General features: G+C 68.6%; 22 protein-coding genes and 1 pseudogene. 16 read left to right on the forward strand and 7 right to left on the reverse strand.

Annotated elements, in window-relative coordinates; all coding sequences use genetic code 11:
• Nucleotides 1-57: 57 nt before the first annotated feature.
• A complete protein-coding gene (locus tag LFM09_RS05355) occupies nucleotides 58-1,338 on the forward strand; it encodes a dicarboxylate/amino acid:cation symporter (RefSeq protein WP_414095118.1) in 1,281 nt (426 codons plus the stop codon).
• Here LFM09_RS05355 and LFM09_RS05360 read toward each other — a convergent pair.
• Complete coding sequence (locus LFM09_RS05360) at nucleotides 1,335-1,991, reverse strand: hypothetical protein (RefSeq protein ID WP_414095119.1); 657 nt, start codon at nucleotides 1,989-1,991, stop codon at nucleotides 1,335-1,337. The genes LFM09_RS05355 and LFM09_RS05360 overlap by 4 nt on opposite strands.
• A 133-nt stretch (nucleotides 1,992-2,124) precedes the next feature.
• On the opposite strand from LFM09_RS05360, the gene LFM09_RS05365 reads away from it, so the two are divergent.
• The 8 genes from LFM09_RS05365 to LFM09_RS05400 all read left to right on the forward strand — a co-directional run bounded on the left by LFM09_RS05365 (nucleotide 2,125) and on the right by LFM09_RS05400 (nucleotide 8,692).
• On the forward strand, nucleotides 2,125-3,894 hold the full coding sequence (locus LFM09_RS05365) for an acetyl/propionyl/methylcrotonyl-CoA carboxylase subunit alpha (RefSeq protein WP_414095120.1): 1,770 nt from the start codon (nucleotides 2,125-2,127) through the stop codon (nucleotides 3,892-3,894).
• Between the two features lie 38 nt (nucleotides 3,895-3,932).
• Nucleotides 3,933-4,319 (forward strand): DUF1707 SHOCT-like domain-containing protein, encoded by a 387-nt coding sequence (locus tag LFM09_RS05370; protein WP_414095121.1) that lies wholly within the window; start codon nucleotides 3,933-3,935, stop codon nucleotides 4,317-4,319.
• A complete protein-coding gene (locus LFM09_RS05375; protein WP_414095122.1) occupies nucleotides 4,298-5,068 on the forward strand; it encodes an HAD-IA family hydrolase in 771 nt (256 codons plus the stop codon). The genes LFM09_RS05370 and LFM09_RS05375 overlap by 22 nt, the downstream gene beginning before the upstream one ends.
• 10 nt (nucleotides 5,069-5,078) lie before the next feature.
• Complete coding sequence (locus LFM09_RS05380; protein WP_414095123.1) at nucleotides 5,079-5,645, forward strand: GNAT family N-acetyltransferase; 567 nt, start codon at nucleotides 5,079-5,081, stop codon at nucleotides 5,643-5,645.
• A gap of 6 nt (nucleotides 5,646-5,651) precedes the next feature.
• Entirely contained in the window at nucleotides 5,652-6,233 is a 582-nt protein-coding gene (locus LFM09_RS05385; RefSeq protein WP_414095124.1) for a DUF3558 domain-containing protein, read from the forward strand.
• A gap of 157 nt (nucleotides 6,234-6,390) precedes the next feature.
• The gene (locus LFM09_RS05390) at nucleotides 6,391-6,696 is read left to right on the forward strand and encodes a transcriptional regulator (protein ID WP_414095125.1); all 306 of its coding nucleotides are present in this window, start codon (nucleotides 6,391-6,393) and stop codon (nucleotides 6,694-6,696) included.
• Nucleotides 6,697-6,698: 2 nt separating this feature from the next.
• Nucleotides 6,699-7,886 (forward strand): PPE domain-containing protein, encoded by a 1,188-nt coding sequence (locus LFM09_RS05395; protein ID WP_414095126.1) that lies wholly within the window; start codon nucleotides 6,699-6,701, stop codon nucleotides 7,884-7,886.
• A complete protein-coding gene (locus LFM09_RS05400) occupies nucleotides 7,886-8,692 on the forward strand; it encodes an ESX secretion-associated protein EspG (RefSeq protein WP_414095127.1) in 807 nt (268 codons plus the stop codon). Before LFM09_RS05395 ends, LFM09_RS05400 begins: the two co-directional genes overlap by 1 nt.
• A gap of 452 nt (nucleotides 8,693-9,144) precedes the next feature.
• On the opposite strand, the gene LFM09_RS05405 is transcribed toward LFM09_RS05400, so the two are convergent.
• Nucleotides 9,145-9,594, reverse strand: a complete 450-nt coding sequence (locus tag LFM09_RS05405) for a gamma-glutamylcyclotransferase family protein (protein ID WP_045317832.1) — start codon at nucleotides 9,592-9,594, stop codon at nucleotides 9,145-9,147.
• Nucleotides 9,595-9,704: 110 nt separating this feature from the next.
• On the opposite strand from LFM09_RS05405, the gene LFM09_RS05410 reads away from it, so the two are divergent.
• The 5 genes from LFM09_RS05410 to LFM09_RS05430 all read left to right on the forward strand — a co-directional run bounded on the left by LFM09_RS05410 (nucleotide 9,705) and on the right by LFM09_RS05430 (nucleotide 13,549).
• On the forward strand, nucleotides 9,705-11,108 hold the full coding sequence (locus LFM09_RS05410; RefSeq protein WP_414095128.1) for an NAD(P)H-quinone dehydrogenase: 1,404 nt from the start codon (nucleotides 9,705-9,707) through the stop codon (nucleotides 11,106-11,108).
• A gap of 65 nt (nucleotides 11,109-11,173) precedes the next feature.
• The gene (locus tag LFM09_RS05415) at nucleotides 11,174-11,752 is read left to right on the forward strand and encodes a class F sortase (protein ID WP_414095129.1); all 579 of its coding nucleotides are present in this window, start codon (nucleotides 11,174-11,176) and stop codon (nucleotides 11,750-11,752) included.
• 12 nt (nucleotides 11,753-11,764) lie between these two features.
• A complete protein-coding gene (locus tag LFM09_RS05420) occupies nucleotides 11,765-12,472 on the forward strand; it encodes a hypothetical protein (protein ID WP_414095130.1) in 708 nt (235 codons plus the stop codon).
• A gap of 37 nt (nucleotides 12,473-12,509) precedes the next feature.
• Nucleotides 12,510-12,947: a hypothetical protein gene (locus LFM09_RS05425; protein ID WP_414095131.1), complete on the forward strand. Its 438-nt coding sequence runs from the start codon at nucleotides 12,510-12,512 to the stop codon at nucleotides 12,945-12,947.
• Nucleotides 12,948-13,009: 62 nt separating this feature from the next.
• A complete protein-coding gene (locus LFM09_RS05430; protein ID WP_414095132.1) occupies nucleotides 13,010-13,549 on the forward strand; it encodes a sortase domain-bontaining protein in 540 nt (179 codons plus the stop codon).
• Between the two features lie 71 nt (nucleotides 13,550-13,620).
• Here the strand turns inward: LFM09_RS05430 and glpK are convergent.
• Both glpK and LFM09_RS05440 read right to left on the reverse strand, forming a co-directional pair.
• A pseudogene (glpK, locus tag LFM09_RS05435) lies at nucleotides 13,621-15,266 on the reverse strand (glycerol kinase GlpK).
• A gap of 13 nt (nucleotides 15,267-15,279) precedes the next feature.
• A complete protein-coding gene (locus LFM09_RS05440) occupies nucleotides 15,280-15,996 on the reverse strand; it encodes an MIP/aquaporin family protein (RefSeq protein WP_414095165.1) in 717 nt (238 codons plus the stop codon).
• Between the two features lie 317 nt (nucleotides 15,997-16,313).
• On the opposite strand from LFM09_RS05440, the gene LFM09_RS05445 reads away from it, so the two are divergent.
• Nucleotides 16,314-18,023, forward strand: coding sequence for a glycerol-3-phosphate dehydrogenase/oxidase (locus LFM09_RS05445; protein ID WP_414095166.1), 1,710 nt, complete (start codon nucleotides 16,314-16,316; stop codon nucleotides 18,021-18,023).
• 30 nt (nucleotides 18,024-18,053) lie between these two features.
• Nucleotides 18,054-19,463, forward strand: coding sequence for an alkaline phosphatase D family protein (locus LFM09_RS05450; RefSeq protein ID WP_414095133.1), 1,410 nt, complete (start codon nucleotides 18,054-18,056; stop codon nucleotides 19,461-19,463).
• Nucleotides 19,464-19,512: 49 nt separating this feature from the next.
• Here LFM09_RS05450 and LFM09_RS05455 read toward each other — a convergent pair whose 3' ends face one another.
• From LFM09_RS05455 to LFM09_RS05465, 3 genes are all read right to left on the reverse strand, one after another.
• The gene (locus LFM09_RS05455; RefSeq protein ID WP_414095134.1) at nucleotides 19,513-20,787 is read right to left on the reverse strand and encodes a M20 family metallopeptidase; all 1,275 of its coding nucleotides are present in this window, start codon (nucleotides 20,785-20,787) and stop codon (nucleotides 19,513-19,515) included.
• Nucleotides 20,784-21,956, reverse strand: a complete 1,173-nt coding sequence (locus LFM09_RS05460; protein WP_414095135.1) for a M20 family metallopeptidase — start codon at nucleotides 21,954-21,956, stop codon at nucleotides 20,784-20,786. Before LFM09_RS05460 ends, LFM09_RS05455 begins: the two co-directional genes overlap by 4 nt.
• Before the next feature lie 184 nt (nucleotides 21,957-22,140).
• Complete coding sequence (locus tag LFM09_RS05465) at nucleotides 22,141-22,434, reverse strand: hypothetical protein (RefSeq protein ID WP_414095136.1); 294 nt, start codon at nucleotides 22,432-22,434, stop codon at nucleotides 22,141-22,143.
• Nucleotides 22,435-22,464: the final 30 nt, after the last annotated feature.

Genomic DNA, 22,464 nt, shown 5'->3' on the forward strand with positions numbered 1-22,464 from the left:
CGGAGCTGACCGCTCCCGACGCCCCCTTTCGCTCATCCCTGCCCAGGAGATGTTCCAGTGTCGTTCGTCCAGACATACCGCAAGCCCAAGGTCTTCGGATTCACAGTTCTCGGCGCGCTCGTCCTCGGCGCGCTCGCCGGCTGGCTCGGCAAGGGCACGTGGCTCGCGCCCGTCCTCGCCAAGATCGGCTCCACCTTCACGGCGCTGCTGCAGCTGACCGTGATCCCGCTGGTGTTCACCGCGATCGTCGTCGGCATCGCGTCACTGCGGAACCTCGGCGGCGGCCGCACCGCCGCGCGGCTCGGCGGCAAGACGTTCCTGTGGTTCGCCATCACGTCGTTCATCGCCGTGCTGATCGGCATCGCGGTCGCCGCGATCATCAGGCCCGGCGCGGGGCTGCAGATCGAGCCCGCCGCCGGTGCGGTCGACAAGCTGGCCAAGCGCGCGTCCGGCTCGTGGCAGGCGTTGCTCGACAACCTGGTGCCCACCAACATCTTCAGCGCGTTCACCGAGGGCGACGTGCTGCAGGTCGTGTTCATCGCGGTGCTGGTCGGGTTCGCCGCCTACGCGCTCGGTGAGAAGGCCGCGCCGTTCACGAACCTGGTTCGCTCGTTCTTCGACATCGTGCAGAAGGTCGTCGGCTGGATCATCCTGCTGGCGCCGATCGGCATCTTCGGCCTCATCGGCAACGCCGTCGCGTCGTACGGCAACTCGTTCGTGAAGCCGCTGTTCTCGTTGATCCTCGCTGTGTACGTCGGCACGTTGCTGGTGCTGTTCGTCGTGTACCCGGTGCTGCTCAAGTTCGTCGGCAAGACCTCGCCGGTCGAGTTCTTCCGCAAGGCGGGCACGGCGATCCAGTTCGCGTTCGTCTCGCGCTCGTCGGGTGCCACGCTTCCGTTGTCCCGCAAGGCAGCCACTGATCTCGGTGTCTCGCAGGAGTACGCGAACTTCGCCGTGCCGCTGGGCACGACGACCAAGATGGACGGTTGCGCCGCGGTCTACCCGGCCGTCGCGACGATCTTCATCGCGAACCTGTTCGGCATCCAGCTCTCGGTGTGGCAGTACGTCGGCATCGTGCTCGTCGCCGTGTTCGGCGCTCTGGCGACCGCGGGCACGACCGGCTGGTACACGATGCTCACGCTGACTTTGAGCGTCGTCGGCCTGCCGCCGCAGGTGATCGCGACCGGTGTGGCCGTGGTCTACGCGATCGACCCGATCCTCGACATGATCCGCACCGCGACCAACGTGGCCGGCCAGATCACCGTGCCGGTGCTGGTGGCGCGGAGCGAAGGACTGATCGAGGAGCCTTCCACCGAGAAGGAACTCGTCAACGCCTAAGAATCAGCGCACGGACGAAGCTGCGACATCTTCGGCACCGGCACGGGCCAGCCCACCAGCTGTTCCCGTGACGGTGCCGTTGTCGTACAGCCGATGTCCGGCCCCAGCACGGAATACACCTGCACGTAGGCGTTCTTGCACTGGCCGTCGCACGCGAGCTGGGAGGCGACGACGTCTCCGGTGCCGTCCTCGTTGACGTCGTGCAGCCCGAGGAACCCGGCGTTGGCGAGATAGCCCGCCTGCGCGCGGGACCACGTGCCGTCCCTGCGGATCAGCACCTCGCCGTGCCAGTCGCCGGCGTGCTCCCCGCGCACCAGGCACACGCTGACCGTTCCGTCGGAGCACTGCAGCGAGTCGCCGTTCACCGCCGCACCGGACTCGGCGATGGTCATCTCGAAGATGAACGGACCGGTCTCGCCGGTCACCCTGATCCGCCCGCCGCCGGTGCCGCCGAGCAGCTCGACCAGGTCCTTGCCCACCGATTTGCCGATGATGACCTGGCAGACGGTGGTACCGCAGCGCATTCCGGAGTCGGTGCCGGATTGACCTGAATCGGTGTTGTTCGGGCGCTGGAAATAGGCGAACACCACCCCCGCGACGACGACCACGGCGGCAACGACGGCGACCACCTGCAGCGACCTGGATCCACCCACGTCGCAGATTGTGGCGGATGGGCCCAGGATGGTTGTGAAGTGAGCCGTCTCTCCCTCTCGAAGTTCACCGATTTCCGTAGACTGCGGCACCAGCCAGAGCCGTAATTACCGGTCCAGCAGGAGGTACGACGCCGTGTCGCTGCGCAAGGTCCTCATCGCCAACCGCGGTGAGATCGCCGTCCGGGTCATCCGCGCCTGCCGTGACGCCGGTCTGACGAGCGTCGCCGTCTACGCCGACCCCGACCGGGACGCGCCGTTCGTCCGGCTCGCCGACGAGGCGTTCGCCCTGGGTGGCAACACGCCTGGAGAGAGCTACCTGTCGTTCGAGAAGGTGCTGGCCGCCGCCGCTCAGTCCGGTGCGGATTCCGTGCACCCCGGTTACGGCTTCCTGTCCGAGAACGCCGACTTCGCGCAGGCCGTGCTGGACGCGGGGCTGATCTGGATCGGCCCGACGCCCCAGGCGATCCGCGACCTCGGTGACAAGGTGACCGCGCGGCACATCGCGATGCGCGCCGGTGCACCGCTGGTGCCCGGCACCAAGGACCCGGTCTCCGGTCCGGACGAGATCATCGCGTTCGCGTCCGAGCACGGCCTGCCCGTCGCGATCAAGGCGGCGTTCGGTGGTGGCGGTCGTGGCCTGAAGGTCGCGCGGACGTTGGAAGAGATTCCCGAACTGTTCGACTCCGCGGTGCGCGAGGCCGTCACGGCGTTCGGCCGCGGCGAGTGCTTCGTCGAGCGCTACCTGGACAAGCCGCGCCACGTCGAGGCGCAGGTCCTCGCCGACACCCACGGCAACGTGATCGTGGTCGGCACACGCGACTGCTCCCTGCAACGCCGCCACCAGAAGCTGGTCGAGGAGGCGCCCGCGCCGTTCCTGACCGACGAGCAGCGCGCGACGATCCACTCCTCGGCTCGCGCGATCTGCCTGGAAGCCGGCTACCACGGCGCCGGCACGGTCGAGTACCTCGTCGGACTGGACGGGTCGATCTCGTTCCTGGAGGTCAACACCCGGCTGCAGGTCGAACACCCGGTGTCGGAGGAGACGACCGGCATCGACCTGGTGCGCGAGCAGTTCCGCATCGCCGCCGGGGAGAAGCTGCGGTGGACCGAGGACCCGACGCCGCGCTCGCACTCCATCGAGTTCCGCATCAACGGTGAGGACGCCGGTCGCGGCTTCCTGCCCGCGCCGGGCACCGTGACCTCTTTCGTGGCGCCGTCCGGTCCGGGTGTGCGCGTCGACGCCGGTGTCGAGACCGGTTCGGTCATCGGCGGGCAGTTCGACTCGTTGCTGGCAAAGCTGATCGTGACCGGCGAGAACCGAGACGAGGCGCTGGCCCGTGCCCGCCGCGCGCTCGACGAGATGGTCGTCGAGGGCATGGCGACCGTGCTGCCGTTCCACCGGGTGATCGTGCGCGACGCGGCGTTCACCGCCGAGAAGCCCGAGGGCTTCACCGTGCACACGCGGTGGATCGAGACCGAGTTCGACAACCAGATCGCGCCGTTCGCCGGTGGTGGCTCGGAGGTTTCCGAGGAGACGCCGCGGCAGACCGTGGTGGTCGAGGTGGGCGGGCGTCGGCTTGAGGTGTCGCTGCCGGGTGACCTCGCCGTTGGTGGTGGCCGGCCTGCTGCCGCTGCCGCGAAGAAGCCGAAGTCGACGCGTGGTGGCGGTAAGGCCGCGGCGGTGTCGGGTGACGCGGTGGCCGCGCCGATGCAGGGCACGATCGTGAAGGTGGCCGTCGAGGACGGGCAGACCGTCGAGGCGGGCGACCTGATCGTGGTGCTTGAGGCCATGAAGATGGAGAACCCGGTGACGGCGCACAAGGCGGGCACCGTGACGGGTCTCGCGGCCGCTCCGGGTGACCCGATCACGCAGGGCACCGTGATCTGCGAGCTGAAGGACTGACCGGTCGGGTCGCTCACCTACTCGCCTACGATTGAAGGGTGAGCGACCCGTCCAGGGACATCCGCATCGGCGACACCGAGCGCAGCCAGGCGTTGCAGGTGCTCGGCGAGCACATGAGCGCGGGCCGCATCGACATCACCGAGTACGGCGATCGGTCCGCGAAGATCACGACCGCGAAGACCCGCGGCGAGCTGATGGCGTTGTTCCACGACCTGCCGGACCCGCGTCCGCAGTTCGCGACCCCGATGCCGATGTTCCCCGAGCCGTCCCGCGCGCCCGCGCGCCGGTGGGAAGGTGCGGTCGTGCCGATCGTGGGCGTGGCCGTGGTGATCCTGTTCTTCGCGGTGCTGCGGAACCCGTTGATCTTCCTGCTCATCCCCGCGGTGGCGATCCTGTGGGGCCAGTGGAACGGACGCCGACGCTGAAACCGTTGCTGTTGCTGGATCTCGACGGTGTGCTGCGCGCGTTTCCGCCCGTGCCGCCGGAGATCGCCTCGGTCGCCTTCGAGCCGTCGCTGCTGCGGCGCGCCGTCATCGGTGAGATCTCCCACGAGCAGTGGCAGGACGAGGCCGGCTGGGACGCTCCGGCCGGCGAGGTGATCGCCGAGGCGTTGGCGCTGGTGCGGGCCGCGCGGGGGCAGTGCTTCGTGGCGTTGCTGTCGAACGCGACCACGCGGCTGGAGGCGGATCTCGTCCTGCTCGGCCTGGACGCGGAGTTCGACGCGATCTTCAGCTCGGCCCGGCTCGGTGTCGCGAAGCCCGATCCCGCGGTCTTCCGGCGGGTGCTCGACGAGCTCGGGTACCCGACCGCGGTGTTCTGCGACGACACCGAGGAGAACGTTGTCGCTGCGTGCGAGGCCGGGCTGGACGGTGTGCACGTGCCGGACACGGCCGCGTTGCGGACGGCGCTGGCGGTGCGCGGACTGATCCCGCCGACCGTGCTGCTGATCCTGCCGGACCGCGACGAGGCCGAGGAGCTGGCCGCGTCGTTGCTGGCGGACGGCTGGGGTCCGTGCGCGGTGCACCGGGACATGCTGGCGGGTGAGGACGACGCCGAGGACGTGGACTGGGTGATCGAGCTGACCACCGCGCCGGACGGCACGCCCGCGTCGGCGCACCGGACCGAGCTCGACGATCTCGCGGAACGGCACGACGGGTTCACCGGAGACCATTAGCCTCAGGCCCGTGGAGCCAGTTGAGATCAACGCGGGCGAGTACTACCTGCGTGCCTTCCGGAACGACGACCGCATCAACGACATCCCCGCGATCGTCGAGGCGTATGCGGACGAGGACACCAACCGCTACCTGGAGCGGATGGGCATCGACGGTGCTCCGGCCGCGGAGATCTTCATCGTGTTCATGACCAACGGCTGGAAGTACGGCTACCGCTTCTCGTGGGCGGTGTGCGACGCGGTGACGTCCGAGGTGGTGGCCGGCATCGTGATCCGCGATCTCGACATGAAGTACGGGCTCGGCGAGGTGACCTGCTGGACCCAGCCGAAGCACCGGGGCAAGGGCGTGCTGCCGACCGCGCTCAACGCGGTGCTGGGGTGGGCGTACGGCGCGATGGACATGCACCGGATCACCTACAAGCACGCGGTGTCGAACAAGGCGTCGCAGCGCGTGGCGGAGAAGTGCGGGTTCACTCAGGAGGGTCGTCTTCGCGACGAGACGCTCGTCGATGATCAGCGCGAAGACATGCTGCTGTGGTCGCGGCTCGCGACCGACCCCGCTCCTGACCAGCTACGGTGACCGGCCATGCGGATCGCAGCGCTCCTCGTCGTCGCGGTGGCGCTGGCCGGGTGCACGCCGGCCAAGCCCGAGCAGAACGCGGCCGGCACCACACCGCCGCCGTCGACCACGACGTCCTCCGCGCAGATGGACTTCCCGCAACGGCCGCGTGACGTGCCGCTCGACGCCGTGGACCCGTGCGCGGTCCTCACGTCTGAGCAGCGCACGTCGCTGAGCCTGGACAACCCGCCCAGCCCGTACGTCGAGACGAGCTTCGGCGGCGCGAAGGCGTGCACGATCCGGAGCACGACCAGCGGCAACGTCGCCCGGATCGCACTCGTGCTGGTGTCCGGAGCGGATGTGTGGCTCTCGGAGAACGCCCAGGTGGATTACACGGTGGGTTCGATCGAGGGATTCGCGGCGATTACCGTCCGCACACCCGACATCGACGACGTCTGCAACGTGGAGATCGACATCGCCGACGGGCAGTTCCTCGACGTCATGTTCCGCGACGGAGGGAATTCCACTGCGGTACAACAAGATCATCTTTGCCTCGGGGCCCAGCGGGTGGCCGAGGCGGCGATGGCCAGTTTGCTCCAGAAGCGCTGACCCACACGGGCGGATGTCACTGATCCCACTCCCCAGCGTTACTTTCGGTGGTTAGAGTGTCGACGCGCTTGTACGCACAACCGCCGGAGGTCTCACGATGCCGCCAGGGGGACGCAGCGGGGCAGATTCCTCGCCACCCGTCCAGCATCAGCTGAACGTGGAACCAGAGGCGATTCCGGCGTTGCGCAGCACCTTCTCCGCGGCACTGATCAAACTCGACAAGCAGATCGAGATGGCGATCACCGAGTTCCGCGTCCGGCCGTGGGCCGGTGACCCGGTCAGCCAGGAGGCCGCCGAGAAGTTCAACGACCGGTCGATCTCCGACGGGGACTCGGCGCTGCAGGCGTTGCTGAACTACCAGAAGCAGCTCAAGACGGCGATGGACAACCTGAACCAGATCGAGCGGCAGTACCAGGTGGTCGAGGGCGACAACACCGGCATGATGAACAAGAGCGGGTGCTGAGGATGACCGAACACCGCTGGCAGGGCTTCAGCCACAAAGAGCTGTACGACCGCATCAACGCAGGTCCCGGCCCCTCCGCCTCGTTCGCGTCGATGGAGCGCTGGCAGGGCGTCTCAGCCGCGTTGTCCGAGATCAACGACGACCTGCACAACGGCATCACGCTGTCGGGCGCGAAGTGGGAGGGCAAGGCCTCCGAGATGGCGCAGGCCGGCCTGAACCCGATCGCCGCCTGGGCGGACAGCGCCCGCACCGGCGCGGACGTCATGCGCTACTCGGCCGAGCTGCAGGCGGGCCACATCTCGAAGGCCCGCGCGGACATGCCGCCCCCGGTCACCGTGACCTCCGAACAGCCGGGCGCGCTGGTCACCGGCCTCACCCACCTCTTCGGCGGCCAGACCGACCACGAGAAGCAGGAGGCGGCCCAGGACGCCGCCGAGCGCCGCGCCCGTGAGGTCATGACCACCTACGCGTCGTCCACGACCTCGAACACCTCGACGCTGGGCCAGTTCACCCAGCCACCGCAGCTGCAGATCAGCGGCACCGGCGTGACGCACGGCGGCGGCGCCTCCGTGGGCCCGTCCGGAGCCTGGGTCGTCGGCCCGAACGGGTCCGTTGGTGGCGTCCCGCGCGCCCGCACCGGCTCGGGCAGCCGCGGCGCCGCGGTGACGCCGCCGCGCGGTGCCGCCTCAGGTCCTTCGACGCGCACCTCCGGCGTCGCGACCCCACCCGCCGCTTCGAAGGGCACGACGACCTCCGTGTCGTCGGCCGGCACGTCCGGTCCTTCCAGCACGGGTACCGCAGGTGTCGGCGTGCCGGGTCAGCGCGCGGGCCGTTCCTCGAACTCCTCGGGCTCCTCGGACAAGGCGATGGAGGAGGGCGCGACCGCCGTCTCGTCGGTGGGTGCCGCCCCGATGCCCACGCACGGCGGCGCCGCCGGTGTCGCCGGCCAGCCGAGCTCCGCGATGGGCTCGATGGGCGCGGCCGGTACCGCTGCCGCCGGTGACCAGGTCCACAAGCGGGCCGTGCCGATGCCGCAGTCGTTCGACCCCTTCGGCGGCATGGGCCCGCGCAAGGGCGAGGACGAGGAGGACCTGGAGCACAAGGCTGCCGACTACCTCCGCGAACAAGACGACATCTACGGCGTGGGCAGCTACTCGCTGCCCGTGATCGGGGAGAGCACGACCGACTGATGACTCTGTTCGGCTTGGACCTCGGGACGAGCGACACGCGCGACCCGGTGATCATCTCCACGCTGGAGTTCGACGTCCTCTGGGACCACCTGGGCCTGGAGACGATGCCTCTGGTCTTGAAAGTCCCCTCGCCGGGCAAGACCCGCGAGGAACGCCGCGCCGTGGAAGACCAGGTCTGGCGCCAGCTGGCCGCCCGCGGCCTGGGCGGCCCGCGCTCCCTGGACCCGACCCTCGAAGACCTCCTGCACGTCCTCAACCGCCCGCAACAGGAGATCGACGCCCGCCTCTGGCTGGGCCGAAGCGTCCGCGTCCTGGCCGCGGGCAAGGGCCAGGCAGGCGTCCTGGCCCTGCTGGACTCCGGCCAACTGGTCCTCCGCCCCGCCGAAGCCGACGGACTACCCCGCGAGGCGCTCACCGCCCTGCCCACGGCCCCAGCAGGCGAAGGCCACTCGATCACCCTGCCCTCCGCCGACCTGGACGCAGCAGCAGCCTCAGCGGCAACCCCAGAGGATCTGGAAGCGGGGCTACGCAGCCACGGGCTGCGCTCCGACGACGCCCACACGCTGGCCGAGATGGTCCGCGACGCCACGCATCGCGGCCAGTTCGGGGCCGCGGCCCGCGACAAGTGGGGCAAGCGGGTGCGGCCGGACCGCGTGGTGGCGTTCTACGACACTCCGAAGGGCCGCTACCTGCAGATGCGGCGGTCCACGCCGGGCCAGCCGCCGTGGTCGACGATCACGCCCGTGGACTACCGGCGGTTGCACCACCACCTGGTGGAACTGCTGGCGGAAGCTGCCGGGGTGTAGCGCACCCGCCACAGCAATGCCCCGGTCGGCGTGTCGGCACCCCGGCTGGCGCGGCGAAGCCGAAGGCGAGCCCGAAACGGCCTGCTGCCACGCTGAGCTGCGGTAATGACTCGCGCCGACGGTGTCAACGCAACCACGCACGACGGCGCTTGGGGCTTGACTTTGGGTTCGAGGCGCTACCGTTTCGGATCGGCCGGGCGCTTTGTCAGCCCGCCTTTTACAGGCCGACCAGCGTTTCGCAAGGGCCCCGAAGTCAAGCCCCAATCGCAATCGTCGCGAAGCGGCGATGACGCAACCAAAGCTCGTCCAAGGCCTGAGCAACCACCCATGCAAGGGCGGCCGCCCGCACGCCAGGTGGCCACCCCGCTGGAACGCCGACCCGCCCGCCAGCTGAAGGCGACCACCCACGCGACTACTGCGCGTCCGGCTCCAGCCCGCTCAACCAGCCGAGATCAGGGCCCGATCCCCTGACACGGCCGAGTCCTCAAGTCGTTCACATAGTCATCCGGCGCCCCAGCAGCCTCAGCAGCATCGGCCACAACCCCGATGTACCGGGCAGACGGCAGCCCACCCTCATACGCGTCCAGCACGTACAGCCAAGCCACCACAGACCCCTCCAGGGTCTGCACCCGCAGCCGGATCTTCTTGTACAGCCCGAGCGCGCCCTCCCACCGGTCCAGCCGCGACTCATCGCGCGGCGAGACGTCGTAAAGCACGCAGAACGTCTGCTGGTCAGGCTCCTCGACGATCGTCGCGAGGGCGCCTTCCCAGCCGAGGTCCTCGCCACCGAACGTCAGACGCCAACCGACGAGCCAGCCGGTCCCCGCGAGCGGGGAGTACGGGGCTCGCTCCATCATCTGGTTCGGATCCATGTTCGACCCGTACGCGGCATAGAGCGGCACGTCCGACAGCGTAGCGACCCAACGATCAGCTTTCGGTACTGACGACACGCTCGATTCGGCCAACGCGTACGGTTGTGCCCGGCCAGCAAGCGCGCAGAGGGGAAATGATCGTGACCCGCATCGTCATCATGGGCGGCGGACCCGCAGGTTACGAGGCAGCCCTGGTCGCTGCGCAGCACGGCGCCGACGTGACCGTGGTCGAGAACGACGGGGCCGGTGGCGCGTGCGTGCTGTACGACTGCGTGCCGTCCAAGACCTTCATCGCGTCGGCGGGGGCTCGTAGTGCCTTCCGCAACGCCGGTGAGCTGGGCATTCAGACCAACAACGACCAGGCGGCCGTCGACCTGCCGGTGGTGCACGGACGGGTGAAGGGGCTCGCGCTCGCGCAGTCCGCGGACGTCCGGGCGCGGCTGCAGCGCGAGGGCGTTCGGCTGATCAACGGGCGGGCGAAGTTCGCGGACGACACGCGGGGGCTCGCTCAGCACCGGGTCGTCGCCATCAAGGCGGACGGCGAGGAGGAGATCCTCAACGCCGATGTGGTGCTCATCGCAACGGGCGCCACGCCGCGGGTGCTGCAGGGGGCCGAGCCGGACGGCAAGCGCGTCCTGACCTGGCGGCAGATCTACGACCTGCCCGAACTGCCCGAGCACCTCGCCGTGATCGGTTCCGGTGTGACGGGTGTCGAGTTCGCCTCCGCCTACACCGAGATGGGCGTGAAGGTGACCATGGTCTCGTCCAGGGACCGGGTGCTCCCCCACGAGGACGCCGACGCGGCCGCGGTGCTGGAGGACGTGTTCGCCGAGCGCGGCACGGCCGTCGTCAAGCACGCCCGCGCGGACCGGGTCGAGAACACCGGTGACGGTGTGCTGATCCACCTGGAAGACGGTCGCACGATCGAGGCATCGCACGCCCTGATGACCGTCGGTTCGGTGCCGAACACGAACGACATCGGCCTCGAGAAGATCGGTATCGAACTCGGGCGTGGCGGGTACATCCCGGTCGACCGGGTCAGCCGGACGAACGTCAGCGGCGTCTACGCGGCCGGCGACTGCACCGGGCTGCTGCTGCTCGCGTCCGTGGCCGCCATGCAGGGCCGGATCGCCATGTGGCACGCGCTCGGCGAGGGCGTCAACCCGATCAGGCTCAAGACCGTCGCCGCGAACGTCTTCACCAACCCCGAGATCGCCAGCGTCGGCATCAGCCAGCAGGTGATCGACTCGGGTGAGGTGCCCGCGCGCACGATCATGCTGCCGCTCGCCACGAACCCCCGCGCCAAGATGGAGGGTCTGCGCCGCGGCTTCGTGAAGCTGTTCTGCCGCCCGGCGACCGGCGTCGTCATCGGTGGTGTGGTCGTCGCGCCGAACGCGAGCGAGCTCATCCTCCCGATCGCGCTGGCCGTGCAGAACCAGCTGACCGTCGAGCACCTCGCGACGACGTTCTCGGTGTACCCGTCGCTCTCGGGCTCCATCACCGAGTCCGGCCGCCAGCTCATGCGGCACGACGATCTCGATTAGGTAACGGCAGACCACCGCGGCAACCGTGCCCTGAACACCGGCGTGTTCGGGGCATGGTTCGACGCATGCTGTCCGCGGTACTGGTGGCCCTCGCGCTGCTGAGCGGCTGCGGCGCGCAACCGGAAGCCGTCCTGCCCACCGCACCGGCCCCGAGCACCTCGACCCCGCCGCCGTCCACTGAGGACAGAGGACTGTCGGCGTCGGAACCGACCGAGCTGCGCATCCCGAAGATCGGCGCGAAGTCGTCGTTGATCCCGCTGGGCCTCAACCCCGACGAAACGGTCGAGGTCCCCCCGGTCGAGCAACCGATGCAGGCCGGTTGGTACAAGCTCGCCCGCACGCCCGGCGAGGCAGGTCCGGCCGTGCTGCTCGGCCACGTCGACGGCAACAAACAGCCCGGAATCTTCTTTCGTCTCAAGGAACTCGTAGAAGGCGACGAGGTCGAGGTGTCCAGAAAGGACGGCACCACGGCCCGGTTCCGCGTGACCAGGACCGAGCAGATCGCCAAGAACGTCTTCCCGACCGAGGCCGTCTACGGCGACACCACCGAACCCGAGCTGCGGCTGATCACCTGCGGGGGCAGCTACGACCAGGCCGCACGCAGCTACCGGGACAACATCATCGTGTACGCAACGCTCGTCTGAGGGGAGAAACCCATGAGGAGGACCGGGAGAACACTGGCAGCGCTCGCCGCGATCGGCACCACGCTCGCGTTGACGCCGGCCGCGAGTGCGCAGGAAGTCACGCCGAAGTTCACGCTGGAAAGCGAAAGCGCACTGGGCCCCAACAGCTTCAAGACCTTCACCTCGTTCGGCGTCATCGTCGAGGAGGGCACGTGTCCTGGCGGGCCGGCGTCCGTCGAGTCGAACGGCGGCTTCTGGACACCGGTCCAGCTCATCTCGATGCGCGGCACGTTCGGCAAGATCGGCGGCACCTACACCGCCACACTGAAGTGCAAGGACACCACCAAAGCCGGCACGGTGACGTTCCAGCTCACCGAGCCGAAGCCGCGCACCGACCCGTTCCTGGACAAGGCCGAGTACGCGCCCGGCGAGACGATCACCATCCACCTCGACCGCGGCTACAAGTGCGGCCTGGACAAACTGGCGCACTCGGAAGGCTTCACCGAACCGGCCGCGCTCACCCCGGGCGGCACCAGCACCGGCTACGACCTGAGGGGCCGGGCCACCGCCGTCGACAAGCCCGGCACCTACGAGGCGAAGATCCGTTGTCTCCAGGACTCGGTCGTGAACACGTTCACGATCAAGCCGAAGGCAGCCACACCACCGCCCGGTCTCGGTCCCAAGCCTCCCATCGTCAAGCCGAAGGGCGCTCCGGAAACCGGCGGCGGCGGAACCGCCTGATCTGAGGGGAAGAACCATGAGGGGTATCAGGAGACCGGTGGCCGCACTTGCGGTCATCGGCACGGCTCTCGCACTGGCGCCGATCGCCAGCGCCCAGTCGACACGGACCGATCCGTTCCTCGACAAGGCCGAGTACGGGCCCGGCGAGACCATCAACATCCACCTCGCCCGCGGCTACAAGTGCGGGACGTACGGCGGCGCGACCTCGGACGGGTTCACCGCTCCTGCCGAACTCACGCAGGGCGGCCCGGACAACTGGCCGCTCACCGGCAAGACCACGGCTGTCGACAAGCCTGGCAGCTACGAGGCGATCATCAAGTGCCTCACAGGCTCGGTGGTGAACAAGTTCACGATCAAGGTGCCACCGACCACCACCACGACGCCTCCCGCACCGACCCCACCTGGCCGCAAACCGCCGATCGTCAAGCCGAAGGGAGCACCGGACACGGGAGGCGGCGGCACGGCCTCGCGATGAACGTTGCCGAACCGTCTTGATTGGACGAGCAACGAGGCCACCGGATGTGCGTCAATAACTCCGTGGGGACTCGTGTCTTGATCGCGGTGCTGTGTGTGGCGCTGGCCACTGCCTGCTCCCAGGGCCCGGCACCGAAGCCATCGGCGGCGACGAGCAGCGACAGCGCTCCGCCGCCGGTGGTCTCGCCGCTCGGCACCTCCGATCCGATGGAACTGCGCATCGAACGGGTCGGCATGCGGTCGTCGTTGATCGCGCTCGGCCTCGACCCGCAGGGCGTCGTCGAGATGCCGCCGGCCAACGAGGGCATGCAGGCCGGTTGGTACCAAACGCATCCGAAGCAGTGGATCATCGTCGGCCGGATCGAGAGCAACAAGGCCAGAGGCGTGTTCTACCGGCTGAACGACCTGCAGCAGGGCGACACGATCGAAGTGTCCAAGAAGGACGGTTCGGTCGCCCGCTTCACGGTGTCGCGCACCGAGAGGATCATCCGCGACGACTTCTTCGCGGAGGCCGTCGCGAGGGACAAGGACGAGCAGGGGCTGCGGCTGATCAGTTGTGGCACCCGCGACAACGTGATCGTGCACGCCTCTGCCTCGTCCTGATTCGGCGAAGCCCGATCAGGACGAGGCAGAGGCCGGTTTCCCAGGAGTCAACACAGCCCCTGCTCAGTGACTCAGTCCTCGACCCAGTCGAAGGTCTTCGTGACGGCCTTCTTCCAGTTCGCGTACTCGGACGTGCGGCGGTCCTCGTCCATCGCCGGTTCCCACCTCTTGTCCTGGGCCCAGTTCTCGCGGATGTCGTCCTCCGTCTTCCAGAACCCGACCGCGAGACCGGCCGCGTAGGCAGCGCCCAGTGCGGTCGTCTCGGCGACGACCGGCCGGATCACCGGCACGCCGAGGATGTCCGCCTGGAACTGCATCAACAGCTCGTTCACGACCATGCCGCCGTCGACCTTCAACGCCGTCAGGTCGACGCCCGAGTCGGCGTTCATCGCGTCGAGCACCTCGCGCGTCTGGAAGGCGGTCGCCTCCAGCACGGCACGCGCCAGGTGGCCCTTGTTGACGAACCGGGTCAGGCCGACGATCGCGCCACGGGCGTCGGAACGCCAGTACGGCGCGAACAGACCCGAGAACGCCGGCACGAAGTACGCGCCACCGTTGTCCTCCACCGAACGCGCGTGCTCCTCGATCTCAGCGGCAGTCGAGATCATGCCGAGGTTGTCGCGCAGCCACTGCACCAGCGAGCCGGTGACCGCGATGGAGCCTTCCAGCGCGTAGACGGCCGCGTTCTCGCCGATCTTGTAGCAGACGGTGGTGAGCAGCCCGTTCTCGCTCATCACCTTCTCCGTGCCGGTGTTGAGCAGCATGAAGTTGCCGGTGCCGTAAGTGTTCTTGGCCTCACCGGGCGACAGGCAGGCCTGGCCGAACGTCGCCGCCTGCTGGTCGCCGAGGATTCCGGCGATCGGCACGCCGGCCAGCGCACCGCGCTCGCGCACCTGGCCGTAGACCTCGGACGACGACCGGATCTCCGGGAGCATCGACATCGGAATGCCCATGTCGTCGGCGATCGAGGAGTCCCACTGCAGCGTGTCGAGGTCCATCAGCATGGTGCGCGACGCGTTCGTCGGGTCGGTGACGTGCACGCCGCCGTCGGTGCCGCCGGTCATGTTCCACAGCACCCACGTGTCCATGTTCCCGAACAGCAGGTCACCGGCTTCGGCGCGTTCGCGCGCGCCTTCGACGTTGTCGAGGATCCAGCGGATCTTGGGGCCGGAGAAGTAGGTCGCGAGCGGCAGACCGACCTTGGCCCGGTAGCGCTCCTGCCCGCCACCCAGCGCGCCCAGCTCCTGAACGATCTTGTCGGTGCGGGTGTCCTGCCACACGATGGCGTTGTAGACGGGGGCGCCGGTGTTCTTGTCCCACACCACCGCGGTCTCGCGCTGGTTGGTGATGCCGACGGCGGCGATGTCCGAAGTGGACAGATCGGCCTTCGCGAGCGCGCCCGCGGCGACCTGGCGGGTGTTCTGCCAGACCTCCATCGGGTCGTGCTCGACCCAGCCCGCCTTCGGGAAGATCTGCTCGTGCTCCTTCTGGTCGACCGANTGTCCGAAGTGGACAGATCGGCCTTCGCGAGCGCGCCCGCGGCGACCTGGCGGGTGTTCTGCCAGACCTCCATCGGGTCGTGCTCGACCCAGCCCGCCTTCGGGAAGATCTGCTCGTGCTCCTTCTGGTCGACCGACACCACCCGACCCGAGTGGTCGAAGATCATGCAACGGGTCGACGTGGTGCCCTGGTCGATCGCGGCCACGTACTGCGTCATGCGAGAAGTCCTTTCAGACCGGGAGAACCAGGTAGAGCAACGCCGCCAGAGCGCCACCCACGAGCGGGCCCACTACGGGAACCCACGAATAGCCCCAGTTCGCGTTGCCCTTGTTGCGGATGGGCATGAGGAACGCGTACGCGATGCGCGGACCGAGGTCGCGCGCCGGGTTGATGGCGTAGCCCGTCGGGCCACCGAGCGAGGTACCGATCACCAGGACGACGAACGCCACGGCGGCGTACCCGAGGGCCGAGTTGCCGAACGTCGGCACCGCGCCGTCGGCCCCCACCTTGGCTCCCGGCGACAGCAGGATCCACGCGACGAGCACGAAGGTGCCGATGACCTCGGAAACCAGGTTCCAGGGCTTGTTCGGCACGGTCGGTCCGGTGGAGAAGATCCCCAGCGTGTTCTGCGGCTCGTCGTGCGTGTCGAACTGCAGCTTGTACGTCGCCCAGCAGAGCATCGCGCCGATGATGGCGCCGACCATCTGCCCGAGCACGTAAACGGGCACATTCCCCCACGGGGTCTTGTCCGCGATCGCCAGGCCGAGCGTCACGGCGGGGTTGAGGTGCGCCCCGCTCGGGTCGGCGATGCTCGCACCGGTGAAGACGGCGAAGGCCCAGCCGACGTTGACGAACAGGAACCCGGTGCTGTTGCCGAGAGTGTTCTTGAGCACCTGGTTCGCGACCACACCGGTGCCCAGGAGGATGAGGACCGCGGTCCCCAGCATCTCCCAAACGAAGATCGAGCCTGCACTGCCCACCGTCGACCTCCTTCGTTTGCGGCAAGGAGGGAGCGCAAACCCAGGAGGTCAGGCCGCGCCGCCCGCCCACAACGTGCTCGGACGCTATTACCGTGCTGATCAGTTGTCTACGCCAAGTACCTGTGGTCAGGCCATTTTTAGGCCGTAAGCATCTGGGCGTCGCGCCCATGGGCGAAGGGGCGTTGCTGCAGGTAACGTGATCCGCGAGTCGTCACAGGGAGGCGTCTGTCGTGGCCACGCGCAAGAACGCAGCTCCAGCACCGCAAACCCATGCCGAACCTCCGATCACGGGCAGGCTCGGGCCGGCCGAGCGCGAGGACTCGTGGCAACGGCTGGGGGCGGACACGTTCGACGTCGTCGTGATCGGCGGTGGTGTCGTCGGCGTCGGCGCGGCGTTGGACGCCGCGACGCGCGGCCTGCGGGTGGCGCTCGTCGAGGCCCGTGACCTGGCGTCCGGCACGTCCAGCCGGTCCTCCAAGCTCTTCCACGGAGGCCTGCGCTACCTGGAGCAGCTGGAGTTCGGTCTGGTCCGCGAGGCACTGCGCGAGCGCGAGCTGATGCTGAACCGGATCGCGCCCCACCTGGTGAAGCCGGTGAGCTTCCTCTACCCGCTCTCGAACCGGATCTGGGAGCGCCCGTACACGGCGGCCGGCCTGTTCCTCTACGACACGATGGGCGGCGCCCGGTCCGTGCCGGGGCAGAAACACCTCACCCGAGCGGGTGCGCTCCGGCTGGTTCCCGCGTTGAAGCGCGATGCGTTGATCGGCGGCATCCGCTACTACGACGCCCAGGCCGACGACGCCCGGCACACGATGATGGTCGGCCGCACCGCCGCGCACTACGGCGCCGTCGTGCGGACTTCGACGCAGGTGGTCGGGTTCCTGCGCGAGGCGGACCGCGTGTCCGGCGTGCGCGTTCGCGACGTCGAGGACGGTCGCGAGGTCGACGTGCGGGCGCACGCGGTGATCAACGCGACGGGCGTGTGGACGGACGAGCTGCAGCGGCTTTCGGGCTCGCGCGGCCGGTTCCGCGTGCGGGCGTCGAAGGGCGTCCACATCGTGGTGCCGCGCGACCGGATCGTGGCGGAGTCCGGGATGATCCTGCGCACCGAGAAGTCCGTGCTGTTCGTGATCCCGTGGCGCAACCACTGGATCGTCGGCACCACGGACACCGACTGGAACCTCGACCTGGCGCACCCGGCGGCGACCAAGCACGACATCGACTACATCCTCGAACACGTCAACTCGGTGCTCGCGACCCCGTTGACGCACGACGACATCGAGGGCGTCTACGCCGGTCTGCGGCCTTTGCTGGCAGGCGAATCCGATTCGACCTCAAAGCTTTCGCGTGAACACGCCGTCGCTCGAGTCTCCCCCGGACTCGTGGCGATCGCGGGCGGCAAGTACACGACGTACCGGGTGATGGGTGCGGACGCCGTAGACGCGGCGCACGTCGACCTGCCCGGCCGGATCCAGCCGTCCATCACGGACAAGGTGCCGCTGGTCGGCGCGGACGGCTACCACGCGCTGGTGAACCAGGCCGATCAGCTGGCGGCCAAGCACGGCCTGCACCCGTATCGCGTGCGGCACCTGCTGGACCGCTACGGCTCGTTGGTGCACGAGGTGTTGTCACTGGCCGTGGACAACCCTGAGTTGTTGAAGCCGATCCCCGCGTCTCCGGACTATCTGCAGGTCGAAGCGGTGTACGCGGCCTCGCACGAGGGCGCGATGCACCTCGAGGACGTGCTGACCAGGCGGACGCGCATCTCCATCGAGTACGCGCACCGCGGCGTCGACTCGGCGGAGGCGGTGGCGCGGCTGATCGCGCCGGTGCTCGGGTGGGACGAGGACGCGATCAAGCGCGAGGTCGAGGTCTACAACACGCGGGTCGAGGCCGAACGCGCGTCCCAGACCCAGCCGGACGACCAGGCCGCGGACGCCGTGCGCGCCGCCGCTCCCGAAGCACGAGCCCAGCTGATCGAACCGGTGAGCTGAGTGTGAGCGACCCCCGGCATGCTGGATGGCATGTCTGGGGTTGATCGTCGAACGTTTTTGATCGCAACGGCCGCGGTGGCCGGTACCTCCGTCGGTACCGCCAACGCGGCCGTTCCTGTGTTCGAGCACGGTGTCGCGTCCGGCGACCCGTTGCCGGACGGGGTCCTGCTGTGGACCCGTGTCGTGACTTCGTCGCCGGTGGAGTGGGAGGTCTCCGGCGACGCGGAGTTCACGAAGATCGCGCGCCGTGGCCGGGTGTCCACCGGTGCGCACCGCGACTACACGGTGAAGGTGGAGGTGCACGGGCTGCGGCCGGGAACGCGGTACTGGTACCGGTTCCGGGCCGACGGCGTCGTGTCACCGGTGGGGCGCACCAAGACCGCACCGGTCGACTGCTCTGCCGCGCGGTTCGGCGTGGTGTCGTGCTCGAACTGGATGGCCGGCCACTTCGTCCCGTACGGCTACCTGGCGGATCGCTCCGACCTCGACGCGGTGATCCACCTCGGTGACTACATCTACCCGCACTACCAACCTGTCGTGCGTGACGCCGTGCCGCCGCACGAGCTGATCACGTTGCAGGACTACCGAACCCGGCACGCGCTCTACAAGACCGACCCGCATCTGCAACGTCTGCACGCTGCTCATCCGATGATCGCGACCTGGGACGACAACGAATCTGCTGACAACTCGTCGGCTCTTGGTGCGATCGGGCACGACCCTGCCACCGAGGGGCCGTGGGCGGTGCGTCTGGCTGCGGCGACCCAGGCCTACTTCGAGTGGATGCCGATCCGGGAAGGGCTGATCTTCCGGCGGTTGAGGTACGGGTCGTTGCTGGATCTGACGATGCTGGACCTGCGGTCGCACCGGACGCCGGAGACGATCATGGGCGTGCGGCAGCGGGACTGGCTGGCTCGTGGGATCTGCGACGGGACCGCGCGGTGGCGGTTGATCGGTACGTCGGTGATGTTCAGTCCGCTGGCGATTCCGCCGAACCCGTTGTTCCCGTCGAAGAACGTCGACCAGTGGGACGGGTTTCCCGCTGATCGGGAGTTCGTGGTGCGGGCGTTGGAGCGGGCCGGCGAGAAGAACGCGGTGTTCCTCACCGGGGACATCCACTCGTCGTGGGCGGTGGATGCGTTGGGTGTGGCTACGGAGTACATCACCACGTCGGTCACGTCGGACAACTTCGACGAGTTCCTGAAGGTGCCGCCGCGCACCGGGTCGTTGGCGTTGGAGGCGGCGATCATGGCTCACAACCCGCACGTGAAGTTCGTGGAGCTGGATTCGCACGGGGTTTCGGTGCTGGAGGTGACGCCGGAGGAGGTGCGGATGGACTGGTTCTACACGTCCGATCGCGCCAACCCCGACGCCACGATGCACAAGGCGCACTCGTGGCGCACGCGGTACGACACGGCTCGTGTGGAGCCGGTGTTGTTCTGAACATGCGTGAGCCCCCTGGGAGACGGTCCCAGGGGGCTCATCGCAGATCTCAGGCCAGTGCGGCCAGCGCCGTGTGGACCATGACGCGCACGCCCACCAGCAGGGCGCGCTCGTCCAGGTCGAACGTCGGCTGGTGCAGGTCGCGCTGCTTCTCCTGGCCGTTCCACACGCCGAGGCGCGCGAACGAGCCCGGGACGTGCTCCAGGTACCAGCCGAAGTCCTCGCCGCCGGAGGACTGCTCGGTGCCGGCCAGGGCGTCGTCGCCCAGGGCGGCCTCGATGCCGGCGCGCAGGATCTGGGTCGACTCGCGCTCGTTCACGACCGGGGGCACGCCGCGGCGGTGGTGCAGGTCGAAGCCGACGCCCGTGGGCGCCAAGAGGCCCGTGACCAGGTCCTTGACCAGCGGTTCGAGTTCAGCCCAGATGTCGCGGTCGCCGGTGCGCAGGGTGCCGCGCAGCAGGCCGTCCTGCGGGACGGCGTTCGGCGCCTCGCCCGCGTGGACGGCGCCCCACACCAGGACGGTGCCGGAGCGCGGGTCCACGCGGCGGGACAGCATCGTCGGCAGGCCGGTGATGACGGTGCCCAGGGCGTGGACCAGGTCCGCGGTCAGGTGCGGGCGCGAGGTGTGGCCGCCTGGCGAGTTCAGGCGCAGCTCCAGCAGGTCGGAGGCCGACGTGATGGCGCCGATGCGCGTGCCGATGCGGCCTACCTGCAGGCGCGGGTCGCAGTGCAGGCCGAAGATCCGCTCCACGCCGTCGAGGCCGCCTGCCGCCAGCACGTCGAGCGCGCCGCCCGGCATGACCTCCTCGGCCGGCTGGAAGACCAGCCGGACTCGGCCCGGCAGCTCGGTGGCCGAGGCCAGTGCGAGTGCGGTGCCGATGAGGACCGTCGTGTGGGCGTCGTGACCGCACGCGTGCGACACACCGTCCACAGTGGACGAGTACGGGTGGCCGGTGTTCTCGGTCAGCGGCAAGGCGTCCATGTCGGCGCGCAGGGCCACGCAGCGGGGGCCGTTGCCGACGTCGCAGATCAGGCCGGTACCGCCGGGCAGCACCCGTGGCTTGAGGCCGACCTCGCGCAGCAGCTTCGCCACGAGCTCGGTGGTGTTGTACTCGCGCCGGGACAGCTCCGGGTTCGCGTGGATGTGGCGCCGCCAGGCGACGATGTCGGAGGCGTGCGCCTTCAGCCAGTCGTCGAGCCAGGCGGGGCCGCGGCCCTCTCCCAGATCATCCACAGGAGACATGCTCACCCCGGTGGGGTCGACGAGCATCTCAGGGGTGGTTTTCACGGAGGAGCCGGAAGGTCGTGAGTCCAGAACCGTCATGCCGCCCCTCCGCGGGCCAGCAGCCGTGCGCGCTGCTGGGAATCGGTGGCTGTCGCGATCGTCGTCCAGGCCATGGCGATAGCTCCTTCGAGCAACGCACGGTCTGCCGACGCCGAGGCACAGGCGGTCGCGAACTCTTGTTGGTGGTTCACCGCGTCTCCGCAGTCAATGGCAATGGTCGGGTGGATAGCGGGCAACACTCTTGTGACGTTGCCCATGTCGGTGCTCCCGATCTTCTCTCGCTGCTCTTGCTCCGGCGAAAGCGGACGTCGTCCCAGCTCGGTGGCCGCACGCCGGTAGGCGTCCGCCAGCCACGAATCGGGAGTCAGCTCGGCGTAGATCGGTGAGACCTGCACGACCTCATGGGTGCAGCCGGTCGCGAGCGCGCCGGCCTGGAAGCAGTCCCGGATCCGGTTCTCCAGTCGCTGCAACGATTCCAAGTTCTCCGCCCTCACATCGAACATCGCCGACGCGCGGGCGGGTATTACGTTCGGCACGGTGCCGCCGTTGGTGACGATGCCCGTCACCATCTGGCCCGGCTCGAGGTGCTGCCGCAGCAGACTGATCGAGATCTGCGCGACGGTCACCGCGTCTCCGGCGTTGATGCCCAGGTGCGGGGCGGCGGCCGCGTGTGACGGCCTGCCCCTGTAATGCACCTCGAGGTCCGTGATGGCGAGCGAACGCGCGGCACACGACTCGTACGGCGCCGGGTGCACCATCATCGAGAACGAGACGTCGTCGAACACGCCTCGCTCCAGCATGAGCACCTTGCCGCCGCCGACCTCTTCCGCTGGAGTTCCGATCACCTTGACGGTGATACCCAGTCGGTCTGCGAGGTCACGCAGCGCGAGCGCGGTACCGACGGAAGCAGCGGCGATGACGTTGTGCCCGCACGCGTGTCCGACCTCGGGCAGCGCGTCATATTCGGCACAAAGTCCCAGCACCAGCTCGCCGTCGCCGAACGTCGCGACGAACGCGGTGTCGAGGTCCGCCACCCCGCGGTCGATCTTGAAACCCTCGCGGGCGAGCAGGGAGGTGATCTTCTCGACGCTGCGGTGCTCCTCGAAGGCCAGCTCAGGCTCGGCGTGGATCGAGTGCGACAGGTCCAGCAGCGCGTCGGAGTACCGCTCGACGGTCGAGCGTGTGCTGATCTTCAAGTCGGTACCCATTTGCCACCATCCTGCATCACCACCCGTGAGACGCGGCGCGCTGATGATGATCAACCGGCTGGCCGGTCGCAGCGCTGCGCCAAGCGGCGAGCGAGTTTCGGTCTGACCGATCAACGATGACGCAAATGGTCGAGAAGCACGCTTAATTTTGACTATTACGTCCCACCAGTTGGGACGAAACGTCTCAGCCCTTCTTGGCGGCCCGCTCCTTGCGCCACTTCGCCCACCGCTTCTTGTTGCGGTAGTAGACCAGCGCGAACAGGCCCAGCGCGATCGCGCCGATCCACAGCTTGCGCTTGGTCTCCTCGCGCACTTCAGGCGACGGCTCCTGCGGCGAGTTCACGTCGGGAGCCGGGTTCACGGTCGTCTGTTGCGCGGCCACGACAGGCGCGTTCGCGTCCTCCTGGGCGTTCGCCACACCGGCGATCCCGAAGACGCTCATCAGCGCGAACACGCAGGCCAGCAGCAACCTCGACATGGCCTGAACTCTACCTCGAATACCACGATC

This window comes from Lentzea alba, from assembly GCF_047445655.1.
GTDB classification, from domain to species: Bacteria; Actinomycetota; Actinomycetes; order Mycobacteriales; family Pseudonocardiaceae; genus Lentzea; species Lentzea alba_A.

Bases quoted from the DNA above. Each gene is read 5' to 3' on its own strand.
- LFM09_RS05450 (WP_414095133.1), top strand. From the start codon at position 18,054: ATGTCTGGGGTTGATCGTCGAACGTTTTTGATCGCAACGGCCGCGGTG.
- LFM09_RS05440 (WP_414095165.1), bottom strand. From the start codon at position 15,996: ATGCTGGGGACCGCGGTCCTCATCCTCCTGGGCACCGGTGTGGTCGCG.
- LFM09_RS05420 (WP_414095130.1), top strand. From the start codon at position 11,765: ATGAGGAGGACCGGGAGAACACTGGCAGCGCTCGCCGCGATCGGCACC.
- LFM09_RS05400 (WP_414095127.1), top strand. From the start codon at position 7,886: ATGACTCTGTTCGGCTTGGACCTCGGGACGAGCGACACGCGCGACCCG.
- LFM09_RS05455 (WP_414095134.1), bottom strand. From the start codon at position 20,787: ATGACGGTTCTGGACTCACGACCTTCCGGCTCCTCCGTGAAAACCACC.
- LFM09_RS05395 (WP_414095126.1), top strand. From the start codon at position 6,699: ATGACCGAACACCGCTGGCAGGGCTTCAGCCACAAAGAGCTGTACGAC.
- LFM09_RS05460 (WP_414095135.1), bottom strand. From the start codon at position 21,956: ATGGGTACCGACTTGAAGATCAGCACACGCTCGACCGTCGAGCGGTAC.
- LFM09_RS05385 (WP_414095124.1), top strand. From the start codon at position 5,652: ATGCGGATCGCAGCGCTCCTCGTCGTCGCGGTGGCGCTGGCCGGGTGC.
- LFM09_RS05415 (WP_414095129.1), top strand. From the start codon at position 11,174: ATGCTGTCCGCGGTACTGGTGGCCCTCGCGCTGCTGAGCGGCTGCGGC.
- LFM09_RS05465 (WP_414095136.1), bottom strand. From the start codon at position 22,434: ATGTCGAGGTTGCTGCTGGCCTGCGTGTTCGCGCTGATGAGCGTCTTC.